Source organism: Ruegeria conchae, assembly GCF_000192475.1.
GTDB classification, from domain to species: Bacteria; Pseudomonadota; Alphaproteobacteria; order Rhodobacterales; family Rhodobacteraceae; genus Ruegeria; species Ruegeria conchae.
This window is the reverse complement of the sequence record NZ_AEYW01000012.1, coordinates 121,182-140,059: the sequence shown is the minus strand read 5'-3', so window position 1 is coordinate 140,059 and position 18,878 is coordinate 121,182. Positions and strand designations below refer to the sequence as shown.

The following is an 18,878-nucleotide window of genomic DNA, read 5'->3' as shown; positions in this document are numbered from 1 at the left end:
TTCTGTGTAGAAAAAAGCACGGTCGCCAGAAACGGTAGCTTTGATAGATAGTTAGCCCATCTCATTGATCGGCTCTGCGTTTGTGTGATCATGGGCTATATCATTGGCCATCGCGGTTAAGAACCCGTTTAGTGTGTCGCTCGAAGACGAATGATTGTATTCTGAGCCTCTCTGCGCTTGTGCCAGCCATGCACATTGCGACAACGAAATCTGATGAGCGTGGATAAGTTCAAACGCATCATTTTTTATCAGCGTCAGATTGAAAACATCCGGAACGCGATTTAGTTTTTTCTATCGATGCCCCAACATGCTGGGGGCAGAGCGATCCCTTCAAAATCCTGAAGGGGAATAAAAAGCTCCATTTCTGCAAGCAATGTGCAAAGGCGGTGGGTTGTGATTGCTGCGGCTTCACGATGTTGCAAAAACTGCAGCACGTCCTGGAGGTCCTGAGACAGTTTATTTTGGTCGGTAAAAAACGGATTATCTTGTGGATCGCGCGTCAACAATCCAGAGTTTTCATCTACGTACAGGCACAACTTTTGCACCGCAGGAACGTCGGAATTTCTACAAGGCCCTGTGTAAAACGGGTAGGAACGAAGCGCTGACGGTACGTACGGCGCACGCCAATGCCCTTTTGGATCGACAAAGGGTGACGCTATGCCAGCAGCGACTGAAAACAGCGCCGTCGGTATGAAATCATCCCCCCGCAGCTGAAACACAATGGGAAACGCAGACGCGATCCGAGATATTTCTGAAATAACGATCGGACATCCGGCCATGCTTTGGGCAAATCCGAAAGACGTGAAACGACGCCAGAAAAAGTTGCGATGACGCCGAACATGTACGGGGACAAGACCATTCTCTGTCATACAAACCTCTTGTAAGGATACGGCGAGATCACCTCAGGTAATCTCGCCAAATGCCGATCGACGATCTACGCAGAAGCGCCGGTCGGGTCGGTCAACAGGACGTTGTCTGATGTCAACGCACTTAGGTCCGCAAGCCCTTCAAACTGCGCCAGTGTTTCGACCGACGCTGAACCTGGGCTTGAATAATCGACTTTGACAAGAAGGCTGTCAGAGCCATCTGTTGCAAGAAGATATATCTCGTCTCCGGCCTGAGCACCTGTCAGGTTCTCTGCAGCGCTGGCAATCGTGTTGACATCCAGATCAGCAAGTGAAGTTTCCAAACCAACGAAGCCAGTGTTTGAGCCGATGGTGCCTCCTGCCATAAGCAACTCAACTCCAGTACCGTCACCGCGCAGCGTACTTGCATCGAGATTATGAAATAGCAGCGCGTCTGATACGCTCGCTGCCGGGCCGAGTGTAAAGTTGCGAACGCTATCCAAGCCATTCGCCGCAGGATCTACATCAAACACAACAACGTCACGACCTGCGCCTGAGAAGTCAATCATATCGTTTCCATCGCCGCCATGGATGACATCATCGACGTTTGACCCGATTAGATGATCAGCCCCAGCGGTGCCCAGATGAAGTTGCGACGGCCCGCCATCCGGTGTGGTCAACGTCAGCACTATCGGTTTGGTTGCATCCTGCACGGTCATCGTGAATGTAACAACTGGTTGCGACAAATCTCCATAGCTTGTCGCAGCTCCGGCGAAACTGATCGTTGAACCTCCGCTTGGGTTCGCAAGGAACAGGTTGAAATCCGCGTTCTCGATCTCGGACCCATTGTCATAAGTCGCAATCGAAGAATCAAAGCCCAGATCAGCTGTAAATGCCAGCCCGCTGGAGATATCGCGATCCGGGTCTGCGTAAATCTCAAATGTCACCGTCGATCCGCTTCGACCAACCTCAGAAATAGTATAAGCGGCTGGCACATGAGCGAAGGTTTCAACCGAAATTGGGGAGGGGTTCGGACCACCAGACACAGTTGCCTGTGCAGAAAAATCGAGAGAGTCTCCAGCATCGATCGAGGCGAAGATTGCAGCGGACACTGCAAGGCTCCAACTTCCATCAGCGGCAACGGTTGCACTGCCGATGGAGACTGAATTTAGCGTGACATCAATCGCCTGACCTGGCGTTAAACCCGTAGAACCACCAGAGATCGTTAATCCGGTGCTTTGCGCTTCGGTTAGTGAAACTGCTCCGTTCGTTCCGGGCGTATTGAGGCTCAGGATAGGACGGAAGTTTGTATCTAACGTTGCTGTTGCGTCAATTGCCGGATTCCCTGCTGCGTCCTGGACCGATGCTGTGATCTGAAAGCTGCTGCTATCAGCGAGCCCAAGCAAATCGGCAGAAGGGATAACCGCAGCCCAAGTACCACCAGAAACCACAGAAGTATAATCCGCACCGTTCAGATTGACGGTAACCAACTGTCCATCTTCAGCGGAGGTGAAACCTGAAACGCTCAGATCGGATCCTTGTTCAATTACATCCAGTACAGGACCCACAGTCATAGGGTTCATCGTAATCGTAGGTGCATCAAGGTCCGTGCTGAAACTTGCCGAGGCGCTACTGTCATTCCCAGCGGCATCGGAAACCAAAGCATTTACGGTGTATGATGCCGCATCTTGTAAACTGCTCAGGTCAGATGCGGCCGCAGTGTAAGTCCAGCCACCTCCGCTGACAGGGGTGGAACCACTTAGCAAAACAGTGCCATCTGAAGCTACAATTTGGACAGTAACTTGTGTTCCATCACCGACGTTGGACGTTCCGGAAATTTCCAAATCAGTAACCTGCTCGGCGATGTTTATCACCGGACCATCGGATAGGGACGAAATTACCAATGCTGGAGGTGTGAAGTCAGTGTCGAAGCTGCCGGAAGCCTGCAATGACGGATTACCAGCCGAATCGGAGACATTTGCAGTCACGGATATCGTTGCGCCATCTGACAGCAGCGCCAAATCTGCGGTAGGTACGGTGGCAATCCAAGACCCTCCTTCAACAATACCCGTATAGGATTGCCCGTTGAGGGATACGGTCACCGTTTGGCCATCCTCGGCCGAAGTGGTTCCTGAGACGGTCAGTTCCGTATCACGCTCTGTCGCATTCATGACTGCGCCATGCGAAAAGCTATCAATGTTCAATGTGGGCGCTGAAACATCTTTGGACAGGCCGACAACGTCCTGCGGAGCCGGTAGGCCGTCAGCGTCAGTAACGTCGGCCGTCAGGTTGAAGCTTCCGCCATCAGCGAGTGCTATGAGATCTGCACTTGGAATATTCACGCTCCAACTGCCGCCCGATACCAAATCTGTATAAGTTTGGCCGTTCAGAGTGACCGAAACTTGCTGGCCGTCAGATACGTTTCCTGTTGTCCCATTTACGGTCAGATCAGAACCCACCTCAGCTGCGTTCAGGACGGCACCGACGGATAGGGGAGCAATTGCTATCGAAGGACCAGTGAGATCGACCGGTACAGAGACAACAATGGGTGTTGCAGGGTTACCCGCAGCATCGCTGATCGCAACAGAAATGGTAGCGGGCACCCCGGTGGCCAGTCCAGAAAGATCCCCATTCGGGATCGTCACCGACCAACTGCCGCCCGAAGCGGTTCCGCCATAATCTTGGCCGTCGAAAGATACGGTAACGGCCTGACCGTTCTCGGCGGTGGTTGTCCCCGTCAGAACCAGATCGCCGCCAACATCTGCAAGATCGATAGATCCGCCGGCGACAGGGTTCAGAGTCAGAGCAGGAGCAGAGAAGTCTGTATCAAATGCATCATTTACCTGAACGGCGGGATTGCCTGCGCGGTCAGTTACATCTGCCGTTACTGCTATGTTAGCTCCGTCTGGTAAAGCCGCAAGATCAACGGCTGGTACCGAGACGTCCCAGCTGCCCCCAGAAACTGTCCCTTGATAGGACTGACCACCGACTGTTACCGTGACAATTTGGCCATTTTCCGCCTCTGTTGTGCCCGAGATTTCAAGAGCGCCATTTTGTTCTGCGCCATTCAAAACTGCGCCAGCTGAAAACGCGGTAATTGCCAATGTAGGTGGGACTGTATCGACGTCAAACTTGGCGGTATCCACCGAAAGTTCCGTGCCCATTCCATCCAGATGACGAATTGTAACCGTTGAAATCCCCTGAGGGAGCGCGGCCGCTTCGGCTTGAGTCAGCGAAACGCTCCAGTTTCCATCGATATCGGGGGTGACAGCTCTGGTGACGGAACCAATGGTTACCTCTACCGAAGTTGTGCCCTCGGGGGTCGCTGATTTGCTGCTGATATTATTAAGTTCATTTGTCTGCAATTCCTGCAGATTAAGGCTGGGTGGGCGAGGAGGTTCTGTTGCGACCGTAGTTGGCTCGGGATCTTCATCACTTCCTCCCCCTCCACCACCACCTCCGCCAGCAGCGGCAGCTGCACCGGCAATACCCAGCCCACCTAATGCAAGCCCCGCGCCGCTCACCCCGCCTGCGGCGGCGGTCGCTCCGGCGGCTTCCGCTGTGAGACTGAATTGAGCAATTTCTGCGGCGACCCCGTCGGCAAGCATAATCGCGCCGTTTTCCAGAATTTGAACGTTCTCGGCGGTGACAACAATCGTTCGACCATCCGCCAAGCTTAGTTGGACATCACCATTTGCAAGCAATTTTACAACCAGAACACCGGGGATCGAATTTGCAAATTGATAGGTTTCGAGCTGTTCGTCGGTCGCCTGTGCCAACACCGGCAATGCCAATAGTGTTGACCCAAGACCACCTGCAAATCCACGCTTGGCCAATAGCTTGAGCTTTTTGTCTATCCAGTTGCGAACATGGCGCTTGCGCTGCGCATTGGGCTGAGAGTCCGTGATCGAAATTTTGGTCGAGCCGGTATTGTTGGTCATGTTGCCCTCACATTTGATGGACGCGGTTTTTGAATGTCCCGCATTTCCCGGTTCAAACCCATTCATTCGTGGCGCGATCTGGCACCTTTGGGGGAGCAATCCGGAAAACTTGAATTAATCTGGAACCGAAGTCCCTATTTTCACCACATTTCTGCTCTGGTTCTGGTCTGCGCATCGTTCCATCCTGTTTCCACTGCCAGGGGTGGTAGGGGGTAGGGGCGATGAAGCTTCAGTTCGAAAGTGTGGTGGCAACGGGGACCGCAGCGCTCGATTCAGGTATCGGCGATACGGCTTTAAAAACGTTTAACGGAGAAACGTATCTCTATAGTATCACTGGACCCGGAGGCGGGATCGTTTCGTGGCAACTTGGTTCGGAAGTATCGCCTCAGGAAATAGACCAGCAGTATTTCGACGCGTCGATCTCGTATCAAGTCGGTCGGAGTGGCATTCCAATCCAACTCGCCTCTGGCGATCAGCTAATTTTGGACGTCGATACCGCGACGGGTCTGATCGGATATGACCTGAACCCTGATGGAAGCATTGGCAGCATCCGCGAAACAAACACTCTGTCTGGCGGCGGAGATATTTCTGCAGCGACACAGTTGACGGTTGGTACAAACGAAATTCTTACGCTTGCACAAACTGATACCGGGCAGCTTGCAACGTATCACATCAATGTAGACGGGACTTTGAACGTGATAAATTCGGTTGCAGGCTCAGCAGATGAGCTGCGGGCGTTACAAGTCGGATCGAAACATTTCGTCATGGCCATTGATGCGGCAAGCAGCTCCATCCAGCCGTATTTGGTCGACCAGAATTCAGGTGTACTGTCCGCGGTCGATGGAAATACTTCGATTCAGTCGCTCGGCATAAGCGCGCCAAATGCTATCGAAGTTGTTCAAGCTTATGGCAAATCCTGGGTCGTCGTAGCGGGTTCCCAAAGCAACTCAATAGGCGTCATGGAATTGGGCGACGATGGTCAGCTCAGACCAACCAATCACGTCCTGGATACACTGCATACCCGATTCGAATCTGTACAGGATCTATCGGTCATTGAAGTAGAGGGGCGGGTATTTGTCCTGGCCGGGGGCGGCGATGACGGCGTCACACTGTTCACGATGACCCCGGATGGGCAACTCATTCATATGGATAGTCTTGCAGATACGCTGGAAACCGGATTGCAGAATGTTGAATCCCTCAGCATCGCGCATGTGGGGGACGAATTACAGGTTTTTGCAACGTCTCAAACAGATCCGGGCATAACCCATCTCAGCGTATCAGTTGCGGATTTGGGAATTGTTTCGCAAGGCTTTGGGTCGGTAACCGGGACCGCGCAAGACGATTTGTTAAGCGGAGGGATTCTGGATTCAACCCTGAACGGTGGAGCGGGCGGCGACATCCTGATCACCGGTACAAGTTCAACGATCATGACAGGTGGGGCAGGCGCGGATGTATTCGTGATCCGTCAAAGCAGTGGTCCAACTGTTATTTCGGATTTTCAGGCTGGGACAGATAGACTGGATTTGTCGCACTACCCGTTCCTTAGAACACCTGCGCAGCTGGATTTTACATCAACAGCGACAGGCGCTCGCATAACCTATCTTGAGGAAACAATCGACCTGATTTCGGATAGCAACACCCCTTTGACCAGCACCCAAATGTTCGGGTCCGGGTTTGGTGGGCCGGACCACATCCCGGTTGATTTGGGTGCCGGTCCGGATAACAACTCCTCAGAAGGTTTAGCTGGCGCATTTACACTTGATGCTTCCGTCCGCAATCCAGCGCTTAGGGATGCCAAAATCCGGTTTACGCCTGATGGAGGCTCCACTCTCACAGCGCAAGCCAATGAATATGGTGAATTCGATTTGGAAGTACCGGATGGGACGTTTCCCGGACAATTAGAAATCATAAAGTCTTATTCGACAGCGAGCAGCGAAATTACAGCGCTGGATGCTCTGCAGGTTTTGCGTATGTCCGTCGGTCTCTATCCAACCTGGGGGTCTACCGCTGCAGAGAATTTCATCGCAGCCGACATAACCCGGGATGGGTCGGTTAATGCCCTCGACGCGCTGGCGATTCTACAAGTCGCGGTTGGACAACCCACCGCACATGGGGCCGAATGGGTATTTCTGGACGCGAACGAAAATTTGTCTGATATCTCCAGAAACAATGTAAATTACGATACAAGCGTCGATGTCACCATAATAGATGGCGCTTTGACGCTTGATATGACCGCAATACTCCTGGGAAATGTCGAAGCAGTTTGAGCATGGGCTTCAGGCCCCGATCACTCCCTGAATGCGCGATAAAAATAGTCAGCCAATGGTTTGATCAGATAGGATAGAGGTGTACGCTCATCTGTCTTGATCATAGCTTCAACTGGCATTCCAGGCAGCAGTTCCTGACCGTTGAGACGATCAAGCTGGCCTTCATCGGGCACCACTTCGGCCCTATAGAAAGTAAAGCCGCTAGTCTCATCGGTGAACGTGTCAGCCGAAACGTTGACTACATGGCCTTCGATCTCGGGGGTGTCACGCTGGTTGAAGGCCGGGAACCGAAGGGCGACATCCTGTCCACGATGCAACTGATCCACATGCAATGCGTCAACGCGCGCGGCAACCAGTAACGGAGTGTCCTGAGGAACTACGTACATCATCGGTTCACCGGGTTGTATGACCGACTGAATCGCAAAAACCTGGCTGTCATAAACTGTACCAGCAACGGGTGCGCGAATATCCAGGCGCGACAAACGTTCGGTTAGTGCAAGGCGCCTTTCTGCCAACTCAACCGCACGAGATTGAACATCTCGAAGTTCGGTAATCGCCTCTTCGCGGCGGGTGGCCTGCAGTTCGACAATCTGAATTTCGGTCGTTGCGATCTGGCCCTTGAGCCGTGCAATGGTTGATTCAAGCCGCCCTATTTGTCCGGTAAGATTTGCCTCTTCTCTTTGTAGGGCAGAGACACGGCTTGCTTGCGTCAGACCGCGTTGCAGCAAACCCTGCTGATCTTCAAGTTCGGTTCTGATGAGTCCAACTTGCGTGTTCAGCGATGTAAGCTGCGCTTGCGTGCCCTCAATCTCGTTTCCTATCTGAACCTTTTGTTTGCCCAACTGGTCAATCTGTTGGGTCAGCGTGTCAAGTCTTGCATTGAACAAACGTTGCTGGCCCGCCAGCAAATCGTCACCGATTGTTTCATTGGATTTGAGCTCCTGCAGGCTTTGGGCAAGTGCATCGATATCCGCGCCGTCCCTCTCTGCCTCAAGCCGAGCCTTTCGGGCAAGCAACTCGAACAACTGTGATTCAACGATGGTTGTCTCCGACGCCAGAAAGGTATCGTCAAGCCTCAGCATCAATTCGCCTTCGGTGACACTATCACCGTCACGTACGAAGATTTCGCCGACTACCCCGCCATCCGGATGTTCGATCACCTGACGGTTGCTTTGCACTTCAATCACACCCTGGGAAATGATCGCCCCGGCCAGTTCGGTGCGGACGCTCCAGATTCCCAACCCCAACACGAGAATTGCCAGGGCCAACAAGCCGACAACGGCTGGTGCCGTGATGCTCCAAGCTGGACGTGAACTCTTGTCTGACATCATTCACCCACCTTATTCAGATGCCGTTTAATGACGTTGGCGTTTTGCACCATTGTATTCAACACCTCATCGCGCCCGCCGGATTTTACGATCTGACCCTTTTCAACGACGACAAGATCATCGCACTCTGAGATAGCTTGCGGGCGGTGGGTCATGATGATGGTGGATTTGCCTGCTTTCTTAAGCTCGCGTACCGCAGTGTTCAAAGCAAGAGTTCCATCGGCATCCAAAGCCGAGTTGGGTTCATCCAAGATCAACACAACAGGGTTGCCATAGAGTGCCCGCGCAAGTGCAATGCGTTGTTTCTGACCTCCCGAGAGCTGACTATCGTTCCCCTCGAGGAACGTGTCATAGCCCTTCTCAAGGCCGAGAATCAAATCATGTGCATTGGCCGTTTTCGCCGCTGCAACTACCGCTTCGGGATCAGGTGACTGAGACATACGGGCAATATTCTCGGCCACAGTACCATTGAACAAGGTAACTTGTTGCGGCAGATAACCAATGTGCTGCCCCAGATCGTCAGGATCGTATTGGTCCAGCGTCGCACCCCCCAGACGGATTTCACCTGCTGCAGGGGGCCATAAACCAAGCAGCGCCTTGGCAAGCGTTGTTTTGCCAGATCCGCTTTTACCGATTACGCCTAGCGCTCTGCCGGGCTCCAGCTCAAGCGCGGCATTGCGCAATGTTGGGGTTTTGGCGCCAGGCGGAATTACGGTCAAACCTTTTGCCACAAGATGTGCCTTGGGGGTAGGCAGCTTCGTGCGCGATGCCTCTGGTGGTGTGGAGTCGAGAAACTGGTTCAGGTTGATCCAGGCTGTACGCGCGCGTTCAATCATTGACCATTGGCCCACCGCCATCTCAATCGGTGCCAAAGCACGACCCAATAGGATAGTGCCTGCGATCATCGCACCGGGTGTCATTTCATTGCGAAGAACAAGCCATGCACCTAGTGCCAACATCGCAGATTGAAGAAACAGCCGAAGTGATTTGGTGAGTGAGGTGAAACTGCCTGTCCAGTCACTGGCGGAAATCGACTGCGAGAGCGCTTCGGTCCGCTGGTTCAGCCAACGCTTAGATACATCCTCCTGCATTCCTTGCGATCTCACCACTTCGGCAGCTTGCCGGGCGTGTTCAGAAAATGCGTTGGCTTTGGCAGTCGCCACCTGCGCTTCCGCGACCTTACGGTGCGTTAAACCTTGGTTGAGCAGAGCAATCACTACCAAAAGTGTACCACCAGCGACCGCCAGCCAGCCCAGCAATGGGTGAAACAGAAAAATCGCAGCAAGAAACACTGGGGTCCACGGAATGTCCATCACTGCAAGCAAAACAGGGGAGGCGCATAACGAGCGAATCGACTCCAAATCGCGCAACGCCGTAGCAGGCGCTGACCGAATTTGCGGAAACAGGGCACGCCGCATCGTTCCTTCAAACACGCGCTCATCAAGGGATGACTGGAAACGGGCGCCAAATCTGGCAACGATCCGGCCACGTGCATAGTCCAGCATCGCCATCAGCGCATAAAGCAATGCGACAAGCAGAAACAGAGCTGACAGTGTTTCGGTCGAGCGTGACCCAAGGACCCGGTCATATACCTGCAGCATAAACAGAGGGCCGGTCAACATCAGCAAGTTGACAAACACACTGAACAGGAACGCAAGCGCAAGGAAGCTGTTGCCTTGGTTGCGGACTTTTCTCAGCTCGTGTCGCTGGGGTGGGTTGTTGCGATTTTTCAAACTCACACGAACGGCCCTTGATTGCTCACATCGAAAACTCGTCAAAAGCCGAATTTCCAGAACCCGAAATCGACCTGACAATTGTGGCAACTATATCTGCGCGCTTATGCAGGGACAACGCGCGTTATCCGCTGCTTAGTAGCTTTCGGCGGTGTTTATGCTGTTGCTCGTTCGAATATGGCAGGAACACGCCGACTGCCTTAGCGTAATCCGCGCCGGCCTTGGTAAACTCCACCAACCATTTTCAGCCGGAGTTTACTCTAGCTTCCAAAACAAGGCAGCCATTCAGGCGCAAACCGCTTGACTGCGTTCATTGAGTACACTTGCAAGTTTGCCAAATACATTCACAGGCATCGCGGTGTTGACCTCGCCAGCCAACTCAATGAACCGGGTGTCGACGCCATACTCGCGCGCTTTCCAGAGAGCAGATCCCAGGGCATCCAGAGATGTTCTTTTCATTAAGAAATCTCTCGCTTTTTGGGTTTGCAGAGTTTTGCACCAATATCTCGCGGGTCACTCAAACCCAAGATGGGGTCTCTACCAGTCGCTCTGTCAGAAAAGATAATGGGTATTTGCTTGCAGATAACGTGCGACGCACTCAATTTGAGAATTCATTCACCGGTGCCAAATATTGCATCAGATGTGCCAGTTGGCGATTAGGCAGCAGCAAGTGTGATCAGCCTGCCAATGCTCCCATATTACAGGAACATACGCAGACACGGATCATCAACGCATTGAAACAAGCAATTTGATAACTGTAGTGACCCTAAGGGGACCCGCCTAGTTTCTCAGAGTAGCGGTTGGTTTAAGATTGACCAAATCGCAGGCTCTATTTGCTGTAATAGTCGCGATACCAGTCTACAAAAGCCTGAATGCCGTCCTTGATTTCTGTCTTTGGGCGATAGCCAGTCAATCGGTGCAGCAAATCGGCATTGGCCCAAGTCGCGGGCACGTCTCCCATTTGCATCTCCATGTAGTTTCGGATCGCGGGCTTGCCGAGGCTTTCTTCGATCGCGTCAACGAAATCCAACAGGCGCACTTTGTCAGAGTTACCAATGTTAACAATGCGGTATGGCGCGACAGGGCTTAAGCTGTCGCCTTCGACGACATCTTCAGGAGATTCGGGCCGAACCGGAGCGACATCGATCAAAAGCGAAATGGCTCGCACCAGATCATCAACATATGTGAAGTCCCGATACATGTCGCCATGATTGTAGATGTCGATGGGTCGATCTTCTAGAATCGCATCTGTAAATTTGAAAAAGGCGAGATCCGGACGCCCCCAGGGGCCGTAGACCGTGAAAAAGCGAAACATGGTTGTCGGCAGATCCCAAAGGTGCGCATAGGAATGCCCCATCGCTTCGTTCGCTTTCTTGGTCGCAGCGTACATCGTAAGTTGATGATCTGCCTTCTCGCATTCGTCAAAAGGCATATCAGGATTAGCCCCATAGATTGACGAGGTGGAGGCCATCAGCAAGTGCTGTACATTATGTCGCCGTGCCGCTTCCATCACGTTGAATGTTCCGACAACATTGCTTTCGACATAGGCGCGCGGGTTTTCCAAGCTATACCGGACGCCGGCCTGCGCCGCGAGGTGGATGATCACGTTCGGTTCGAATGCGTCAGCCATTCGGTCGAAGCTCTCGGTGTCTTCCAACATCCCTTCGTCGCACGAAAAGTTCGGGTTTTCCAACAACAGCGCGTGCCGGCTCTGCTTGAGGCGGACATCGTAGTAATCCGTCATCCCGTCATAGCCGTGAACGCGATTACCATTCTCAAGCAAAAGTTTGGCAAGATGAAATCCGCTAAATCCGGCGGTGCCTGTGATCAGAACCTTTTGCATGAGGTTGCTTCCTTGTGTCTGGGCTTGGCGCTTGCGTCCACCGGCACATATGACGCCTGCAGTCCTACGGCTCAAGCCGTCATTTCCCTATTGGCCGGTTTTCACTTTTCTATCCAAATCAACCTGCTCATCCGGGCCAGGGGAGCGAATAGGTTTTGACATTCGTAAAGTACTTCATGGCCTCAATGACCCCTTCTTTGACACCATTTCCTGAGTCTTTGATGCCTCCGAACGGGGACATCTCGATGCGATACCCGGGTTGTTCCCAGATGTTGCAGGTGCCAACATTCAGACCATTGATATAGGCAATGGCACGATTAAGGTCGTTGGTGCAGACGCCCGAACTAAGGCCAAACCCCGTAGAATTCGAGATGCGTATCACCGCTTCGTCATCTTCAGGCACGCGAATGATCGGGATGATGGGGCCAAAGGTTTCCTCCATGACCAGTTCGCAGTCATAGGGCACTTTGTCGACCACGATGGGCGGTAGCAATGCGCCCTGACGGCCAGGGTGGTATAGTATTTCTGCTCCTGCTTTCTCAGCAAGATGAACGCGTTTATTAAATAGTTCAGCGGCTTCGTCGTGGATAACACAACCCAGCTCAGTCTCGGGGTCTTGCGGATCTCCAAATTTGATCTTCTTCGCCTTCTCCAGAACCGATGCCACAAACTTGTCGGCCACGCTGTCCTGCACCAGAATACGTTTGATTGCGGTGCAACGCTGGCCAGAGTTTCCGGTAGCACCTGCCACCGCAATTCCAGCAGCCTTTTCAAGATCGGCGTCACACAGATCGTTCAGAACTATAAGTGGATCATTGCCGCCAAGCTCAAGCGCCTGACGCTTAAATGCGGCCTTCTCCGCTATCATCTTGCCCACTGGCACACCACCGGTGAATGTGATGATGTCAATGTTTTCATTGGTGATCATCTCATCGCCGATATCCTGCGGCCACCCGGTGATCACCTGAAACATCTCAGGGGGCAGACCGGCTTCGTACAGGATGTCCGCCAGTGTCAGACAAGTCAGCGGAGTCAGCTCGGTTGGTTTACAAACCATGCAATTGTTTGTTGCAATTGACGGAGCAACCTTGTGGCTGACCATGTTCAAAGGGTGGTTAAAGGGGGTGATCGCGCTGATTGCGTTCACCGGTTCGCGCATAGTGAAAATCTTGCGGGCCCTGCCATTATGCGTCAAATCGCACGAAAATATCTCACCATCATCCCTCAGCGCTTCACCGGCTGCGAATTGAAACACATCCTGCGCGCGTTTTGTCTCATAAATTGCGTGCTGATGGCAGATGCCCAGCTCTAGCACGAGCCATTTAACCAGATAGCCACGGCGCAGGCCGATTAACTCAGATGTCCGTTGTAGGATCTGGTTACGCTCATGGCGTGTCAGGCTGGGTTTGTATCGAGCGGCAACCTCAAAAGCGCGACGCGCATGTTCGGCTTGGCCAGCAGGAACATTGCCGACAACTTCATTGGTATAAGGGTAGTGGACCGGAATTGTCTCATTTGCAAAGACGACCTTGCCACCGATCCTCATCCCCTCGGTTCTGATTTCGTTTGCTGACATGTCCCGAACTTTCCTACACTAAGCGAATGAGCGGGAATATGTCATCCAAATCAGATCATGTCTCGCCCGATTGCTCTGAAAACACATCAAACGCTTTCAGTGCCTTGGCGCTGTAGGCATATGACGGTCCGCCCCCCATGTAGGTCGCCATAGCCAGAGCCTCGCACAGTTCGCCGCGGGTCGCACCCAAACGAACCAAAGAACGGGCGTGGAAACCGATGCAGCTATCGCATCGCGTGGCAATCGCAATGCCAAGGGCCATGAACTCCTTGGTTTTCTCACTCAGTGCACCGTTCGTTTTGGCAGCTTTACCCATAATGCCAAACCCACGCACGGTTTCCGGCACTTCTTTCGAGAACACACCAATATTGGCCTCGGTTTCGGCCATGAAGTCTTTCCAGTCCAACTGTTTTCTCCTTATCCGCGTTCATCCGCGCCCATACGACGCTCTAACCAACGGACGCCAGCACTGATTATCAAAACCAGCACCAGATATTCAAAGATCAGCAAAGTATAGATTTCGAGCGGACGATATTCGGTCACCACCAGCTCGTTCGCGCGGCGTGTCAGTTCCTGCATACCAATGACGCTGGCAAAAGCGCTCATTTTCACGATGTAAATGAACTGATTGGCCAATGGCGGCAGAATGCGTCGGATTGCCTGCGGCAGGATCACATAGCGCATAGTCTGAAAGTAGTTCAGCCCGATTGTCTGCGCAGCTTCGCTTTGGCCTTTGGCAATTGATTGAATCCCAGCGCGGTAAATTTCAGCGGTAAAGGCACTGTCCGAGATTGCCAATGTGATGATCGCCCCCCAGAATGGATCGATCGGTATATTCATCCCCATCGACTGAAATACGATTGGCAAACCATAAAATACCCAAAACAACATCGGAAGCAGAGGGATCGAGCGGACAAATTCCACGTAGATCCGGTTCACCAGTCGCCAACCACGTTTTTCAGACAGACCTGGCAGCGCCACCAGCAGACCAATCACAATCGACATGATCGCCGCGATCAGCGATATCTGGATCGTCGCACCCATCCCAGACACCAGAAACTTGACATTGGTCCAGCCTGATGCGGTGGTGGGATCAATCACATACCAGCCCCATGTCTGAGACGACGAACACCCAGCTAAAAGTACAAACAGGGGGAGGAACAGGAGCGGTTTCTTCATGACATCCAACTCAATGTTGCAGAATCTGGCTTAAGAATTTCTGACACCGCTCAGACCGCGGATTAGTGAAGAAATGTTCCGGTTTTCCTTGTTCGACGATCTCACCCGCATCCATAAACACCATGTTGTCTGCAACTTTGCGTGCAAAACCCATCTCGTGGGTGACAACCACCATGGTCATTCCTTCCTGCGCCAGTTCAACCATCACGTCGAGGACTTCCGAAATCATTTCGGGATCCAGGGCCGAGGTGGGTTCGTCAAACAACAAAACCCTCGGCTCCATGCAAAGCGAACGAGCGATGGCCACACGTTGCTGTTGTCCACCTGAAAGCTGAATGGGACGTTTGTCGGCCTGGTCTGGGATATGGACCCGTTCAAGGTAATGGCGGGCTTTTTCTTCGGCCTCTTTTTTGCTCAACCCTCTTGCTTTGATCGGACCCAAAGTCAGGTTTTCGAGCACGGTCAAATGCGGAAAAAGATTAAACTGCTGGAACACCATCCCGACTTCTGATCGAATTGTGGCGACGGATTGGGCGTTATCTGACAGCTCTGTCCCGTCTATGCGGATCGTACCTTTTTGGTGTTTTTCAAGCTGGTTGATGCATCTTACAACCGTCGATTTTCCAGAACCGGAAGGCCCACAGATTACAACTTTTTCACCGCTATTTATCGTAAGATTGATATCCTTGAGCACATGAAATGTGCCATACCATTTGTTTACGTCGACTAACTCGATCGCGGCGTCTGGCATTAGCTGGCCTGCCTTTGTTATTCTCAGTCAATTATTTTCTTGAGGTTAGCGTGGTCTTTGCGCTTAGATCAAGAAACAATCCAGCTAAACTAGCCGACTGCCACCAACAGGAGAAATACATGAAACATCTTTTCAAAGTAGCCATTGCCGCTGCGATTGGCCTAGCGATTGGTAGCGCCGCTCAGGCCCAGTCTGCACTGAATGAAATCCTGGATTCTGGTGTGATGAAAGTCGGTACAACTGGAGATTGGAATCCAATGTCGCTGCGCGATCCTGCGACTAACAGCTACAAGGGTTATGATATAGATATCATGAACGCACTGGCTGCAGATCTTGGCGTCGAAGTTGAATATGTTCCGACAGACTGGAAAACCCTGGTCAATGGGGTGGTCGCCGGGAAATATCATATCACCGGCTCGGCTTCGATTTCTCCGCCGCGCTTGAAGGTTGCCGGTTTCTCTGACAGCTACATCTCTGTTGAACTGTTCCCGTACACGACCAAAGACAAGGCCGATAAATTTGACGGGTATGACTCGATCAACAAACCCGGTGTAAAAGTCGCAACAACCCTGGGTACAACCTTTGAAAAACGTGTGCGCGAATGGTTCCCCGATGCGGATATCAAGGTGGTCGAAGCCCCGGCTCGCGGTTTTCAGGAAGTGCTTGCCGGTCGGGCGGATGTGTTCATCACGTCGAATATCGAAGGCTCGACGCTAGAGGCCAAGTTTCCGGTTGTTCGCGTGAAAAATGCCGGCCCCCGGTCGCCGTCCCCGATCGCGATGCTGTTGCCACAAGATGATCAGGTCTGGATCAATTATGTAAACAGCTGGATCGAAGTGAAAAAAGCTCAGGGCTTCTTCGATGAAAACCAGAAGCGGTGGGGTCTCTGATCACGGCTAACACCGCAGCAATGATCAAGACTTGGACAGGAAGTCATGAAGCTTGATCACATGACCTGGTACGAGGTCGACGCTCGTATAAATCAAGGTGCTGCGGTGTTGCTTCCGGTGGGTTCGACCGAACAGCATGGTCCGATGGGTCGCATAGGTACGGACACAATTTGCGCTGAGGCAGTCGCGCTTGCGGCTGCCAGTCGATGCGGGGGGATCGTTGCGCCCCCGCTGGCGTACACCCCCGCGCCGTTCAATACAGGCTTTCCCGGTACGGTTTCGGTTTCGGCCGAAGTATTTCAGATGCTGGCAAATGAAGTCATTGCGGGATTGCTGGCACAAGGGTTCCGTGGCGTGTTCGTAGTGAATGGGCATGGTGCCAATCTGGAACCCCTTCGCACCATCAAATCTACTCTTCTTGACAACCAGTTGATTATCCGCAGCTGGTGGGAGCCCGACACTGTAAACACGCTACGCAGACAGCTATACGGCGAATGGGAAGGGATGCATGCAACTCCATCCGAAATCGCAATAACGCAATCTCTACTCGGCGTATTGCCAGCAAACCTGGCTGCCGAACCACCAAGGAAACTCACTGCAGAATATGTGCGGGATCACGCAGGCGACCGACATGGTCCACCCGATGAACATCGTGCAGAATTCCCTGATGGGCGAGTCGGCTCACACTCTGCCCTCGCCAACCCGAAGGATGGTAAACGCCTGCTGACCATGGCTGCGATCGCAATTGCGAACGAATTCCGTTCATTTGAGCAAGATCGATAGTCAAAAGATGCTGAAGTGAAAGGGTAAGTGTTTTCTAACCTGCCTCAAGCCCATCGGTCGACAGGTCATCAAGCTTTGGCATAAGCCGCAGTAATTCGCTTGCGTATTCGGTTTTCGGATTGGCAAACAACTCGCTGGTCTCTTGGACCTCGACGATTTGGCCCTGCTTCATGACCGCAACCCGGTCGCACATCTGGCGGACGACGGGCAAGTCGTGGCTGATAAACAGCATGGTCAGGCCCAGATGCTCTTGCAAATCCTTCAGGATGTTCAGAATCTGAGCCTGAATCGATACGTCAAGCGCGCTAGTCGGCTCATCGCAGATCAGGAACCGGGGTTGTGTCGCCAAAGCGCGGGCGATCGAAATACGCTGCCGCTGACCACCCGAAAACTCGTGCGGGTATTTTTGACCGGCTCCGGAACCCAGACCCACCTGATCCAACAATTCATCCACCCGGCGCTTGATGTGCGCGCCATCCATCAGGCGATGATGGCGAATTGGCTCGGCAACAATTTCATCCACGCGCATCCGAGGATTGAGGGAAGAGTAGGGGTCCTGAAAAATCATCTGGATGTTCTTTCGGTACTCGTCTTGCACCGAACGATTGCTTAGATCACTTACCCGCTGGCCCTGAAAATCGATCGTGCCTCCGTCAACCGGGTAGAGCCCGGCGATCATCCGCGCGACCGTCGATTTACCCGAGCCCGATTCACCCACGACCCCGAAGACCTCGCCCGCGTGAATATCGAAGCTAACATTATCAACGGCTGTAAAATATGTCCGATCCCAAGGCAGCAGGCCACGTTTCTGCAGGAACTTTTTGGTCAGGTTGCGGATTTCAAAAAGCGGTTTGCTAGTGTCGTTGTCCACCTTTGGCCAATGGCGCGCCATATCGTCGACGGCAAAACGTGTTTCGCGACCGCCATAGCTGATCTGAGGGAAGCGATGCAATTTCAGTGTCGGGCGCGGTACAGCAGCGATCAAGGACTTGGTGTATTTGTGCTGTGGCTGGCCCATCACCTGAGCCGTGGTACCGCTTTCGACCACTTTTCCCGCATACATCACGGTCACCCGATCTGTGGAGTCGGCGATCACGCCCATATCATGGGTGATCAGGATTACACCGACCTGACGCTCCTGCGCCAATTCCTTGATCAGGTCCAGGATCTGCGCCTGAACGGAAACATCCAATGCCGTTGTGGGTTCATCAGCGATAATTACGTCAGGTTCGGTGCACAAGGCCAACGCGATGACCACACGCTGGCGCATCCCGCCGGAAAACTGATGCGGGTATTGATCAAGCCGCGTGTCCGGGTCCGGAATGCCCACGCGGTCAATTAGGTCTCGGGCGCGTTTGTTTGCCTCGGCTTCAGTACCGCCCAGATGGGTCTGGATCGTTTCAACCAGTTGCTCGCGCACTGTGAACAGAGGGTTCAATGAGGTCAGCGGATCCTGAAAGATCATCGAGATCTTTTTGCCGCGCAGCCCTCGCATCGCCTCGGCATCAATGCCACTGATCTGCTCGCCCCCCAGCTTGATCTGGCCACTGGCGATACGTCCCGGACGTTCCAGCAGGCCCATGACCGCGGCGCCGATTGTAGATTTACCGGCACCGGATTCACCCACCAGCCCGTGAATTTCGCCGGGTTCAACGGACAGGCTGGCGTGATCCACCGCTGTGAAAAGCTGGCGGCGGGTCGGAAACTCAACGGTGAGGTCTTGGATAGTCAGAAGGCTCATG

The 18,878-nt window shown here is 53.0% G+C and carries 14 protein-coding genes; 3 read left to right on the top strand and 11 right to left on the bottom strand.

Features of this window, described 5'->3' with window-relative positions:
- Positions 1-281 precede the first annotated feature (281 nt).
- Both G7G_RS0111100 and G7G_RS0111095 read right to left on the bottom strand, forming a co-directional pair.
- Positions 282-869 (bottom strand): SapC family protein, encoded by a 588-nt coding sequence (locus G7G_RS0111100; RefSeq protein WP_010441457.1) that lies wholly within the window; start codon positions 867-869, stop codon positions 282-284.
- 65 nt (positions 870-934) lie between these two features.
- The gene (locus G7G_RS0111095) at positions 935-4,786 is read right to left on the bottom strand and encodes an Ig-like domain-containing protein (protein ID WP_037321344.1); all 3,852 of its coding nucleotides are present in this window, start codon (positions 4,784-4,786) and stop codon (positions 935-937) included.
- Positions 4,787-5,007: 221 nt separating this feature from the next.
- Between G7G_RS0111095 and G7G_RS0111090 the strand changes: the two genes are divergently transcribed.
- Positions 5,008-7,053, top strand: a complete 2,046-nt coding sequence (locus tag G7G_RS0111090) for a dockerin type I domain-containing protein (RefSeq protein ID WP_010441454.1) — start codon at positions 5,008-5,010, stop codon at positions 7,051-7,053.
- Positions 7,054-7,073: 20 nt separating this feature from the next.
- Here the strand turns inward: G7G_RS0111090 and G7G_RS0111085 are convergent, their stop codons facing one another.
- The 8 genes from G7G_RS0111085 to G7G_RS0111050 all read right to left on the bottom strand — a co-directional run bounded on the left by G7G_RS0111085 (position 7,074) and on the right by G7G_RS0111050 (position 15,463).
- On the bottom strand, positions 7,074-8,381 hold the full coding sequence (locus G7G_RS0111085) for an HlyD family type I secretion periplasmic adaptor subunit (RefSeq protein ID WP_010441452.1): 1,308 nt from the start codon (positions 8,379-8,381) through the stop codon (positions 7,074-7,076).
- Positions 8,381-10,114 carry a type I secretion system permease/ATPase gene (locus G7G_RS0111080; RefSeq protein WP_029621929.1) on the bottom strand — a complete coding sequence of 578 codons (1,734 nt, stop codon included), beginning with the start codon at positions 10,112-10,114 and terminating at the stop codon, positions 8,381-8,383. The genes G7G_RS0111085 and G7G_RS0111080 overlap by 1 nt, the downstream gene beginning before the upstream one ends.
- 285 nt (positions 10,115-10,399) lie before the next feature.
- Positions 10,400-10,573 (bottom strand): hypothetical protein, encoded by a 174-nt coding sequence (locus G7G_RS24390; protein WP_010441448.1) that lies wholly within the window; start codon positions 10,571-10,573, stop codon positions 10,400-10,402.
- Between the two features lie 370 nt (positions 10,574-10,943).
- Positions 10,944-11,957: an NAD-dependent epimerase/dehydratase family protein gene (locus G7G_RS0111070; RefSeq protein ID WP_010441445.1), complete on the bottom strand. Its 1,014-nt coding sequence runs from the start codon at positions 11,955-11,957 to the stop codon at positions 10,944-10,946.
- Positions 11,958-12,084: 127 nt separating this feature from the next.
- Positions 12,085-13,533, bottom strand: coding sequence for a phosphonoacetaldehyde dehydrogenase (gene phnY / locus G7G_RS0111065; protein WP_010441443.1), 1,449 nt, complete (start codon positions 13,531-13,533; stop codon positions 12,085-12,087).
- Positions 13,534-13,588: 55 nt separating this feature from the next.
- Entirely contained in the window at positions 13,589-13,939 is a 351-nt protein-coding gene (locus tag G7G_RS0111060) for a carboxymuconolactone decarboxylase family protein (protein ID WP_010441441.1), read from the bottom strand.
- A gap of 11 nt (positions 13,940-13,950) precedes the next feature.
- Complete coding sequence (locus G7G_RS0111055) at positions 13,951-14,712, bottom strand: amino acid ABC transporter permease (protein ID WP_029621928.1); 762 nt, start codon at positions 14,710-14,712, stop codon at positions 13,951-13,953.
- A 10-nt stretch (positions 14,713-14,722) separates the two neighbouring features.
- A complete protein-coding gene (locus G7G_RS0111050; protein WP_010441434.1) occupies positions 14,723-15,463 on the bottom strand; it encodes an amino acid ABC transporter ATP-binding protein in 741 nt (246 codons plus the stop codon).
- Between the two features lie 119 nt (positions 15,464-15,582).
- On the opposite strand from G7G_RS0111050, the gene G7G_RS0111045 reads away from it, so the two are divergent.
- The gene (locus G7G_RS0111045) at positions 15,583-16,353 is read left to right on the top strand and encodes a transporter substrate-binding domain-containing protein (RefSeq protein WP_010441433.1); all 771 of its coding nucleotides are present in this window, start codon (positions 15,583-15,585) and stop codon (positions 16,351-16,353) included.
- A 45-nt stretch (positions 16,354-16,398) separates the two neighbouring features.
- Complete coding sequence (locus G7G_RS0111040; protein WP_010441432.1) at positions 16,399-17,136, top strand: creatininase family protein; 738 nt, start codon at positions 16,399-16,401, stop codon at positions 17,134-17,136.
- 34 nt (positions 17,137-17,170) lie between these two features.
- Here G7G_RS0111040 and G7G_RS0111035 read toward each other — a convergent pair whose 3' ends face one another.
- Entirely contained in the window at positions 17,171-18,877 is a 1,707-nt protein-coding gene (locus G7G_RS0111035; protein ID WP_010441431.1) for an ABC transporter ATP-binding protein, read from the bottom strand.
- Position 18,878 lies beyond the last annotated feature (1 nt).

Bases quoted from the DNA above. Each gene is read 5' to 3' on its own strand.
- G7G_RS0111095 (WP_037321344.1), bottom strand. From the start codon at position 4,786: ATGACCAACAATACCGGCTCGACCAAAATTTCGATCACGGACTCTCAG.
- G7G_RS0111045 (WP_010441433.1), top strand. From the start codon at position 15,583: ATGAAACATCTTTTCAAAGTAGCCATTGCCGCTGCGATTGGCCTAGCG.
- G7G_RS0111050 (WP_010441434.1), bottom strand. From the start codon at position 15,463: ATGCCAGACGCCGCGATCGAGTTAGTCGACGTAAACAAATGGTATGGC.
- G7G_RS0111035 (WP_010441431.1), bottom strand. From the start codon at position 18,877: ATGAGCCTTCTGACTATCCAAGACCTCACCGTTGAGTTTCCGACCCGC.
- G7G_RS0111070 (WP_010441445.1), bottom strand. From the start codon at position 11,957: ATGCAAAAGGTTCTGATCACAGGCACCGCCGGATTTAGCGGATTTCAT.
- G7G_RS0111055 (WP_029621928.1), bottom strand. From the start codon at position 14,712: ATGAAGAAACCGCTCCTGTTCCTCCCCCTGTTTGTACTTTTAGCTGGG.
- G7G_RS0111085 (WP_010441452.1), bottom strand. From the start codon at position 8,381: ATGTCAGACAAGAGTTCACGTCCAGCTTGGAGCATCACGGCACCAGCC.
- G7G_RS0111090 (WP_010441454.1), top strand. From the start codon at position 5,008: ATGAAGCTTCAGTTCGAAAGTGTGGTGGCAACGGGGACCGCAGCGCTC.
- G7G_RS0111100 (WP_010441457.1), bottom strand. From the start codon at position 869: ATGACAGAGAATGGTCTTGTCCCCGTACATGTTCGGCGTCATCGCAAC.
- phnY (WP_010441443.1), bottom strand. From the start codon at position 13,533: ATGTCAGCAAACGAAATCAGAACCGAGGGGATGAGGATCGGTGGCAAG.
- G7G_RS24390 (WP_010441448.1), bottom strand. From the start codon at position 10,573: ATGAAAAGAACATCTCTGGATGCCCTGGGATCTGCTCTCTGGAAAGCG.
- G7G_RS0111040 (WP_010441432.1), top strand. From the start codon at position 16,399: ATGAAGCTTGATCACATGACCTGGTACGAGGTCGACGCTCGTATAAAT.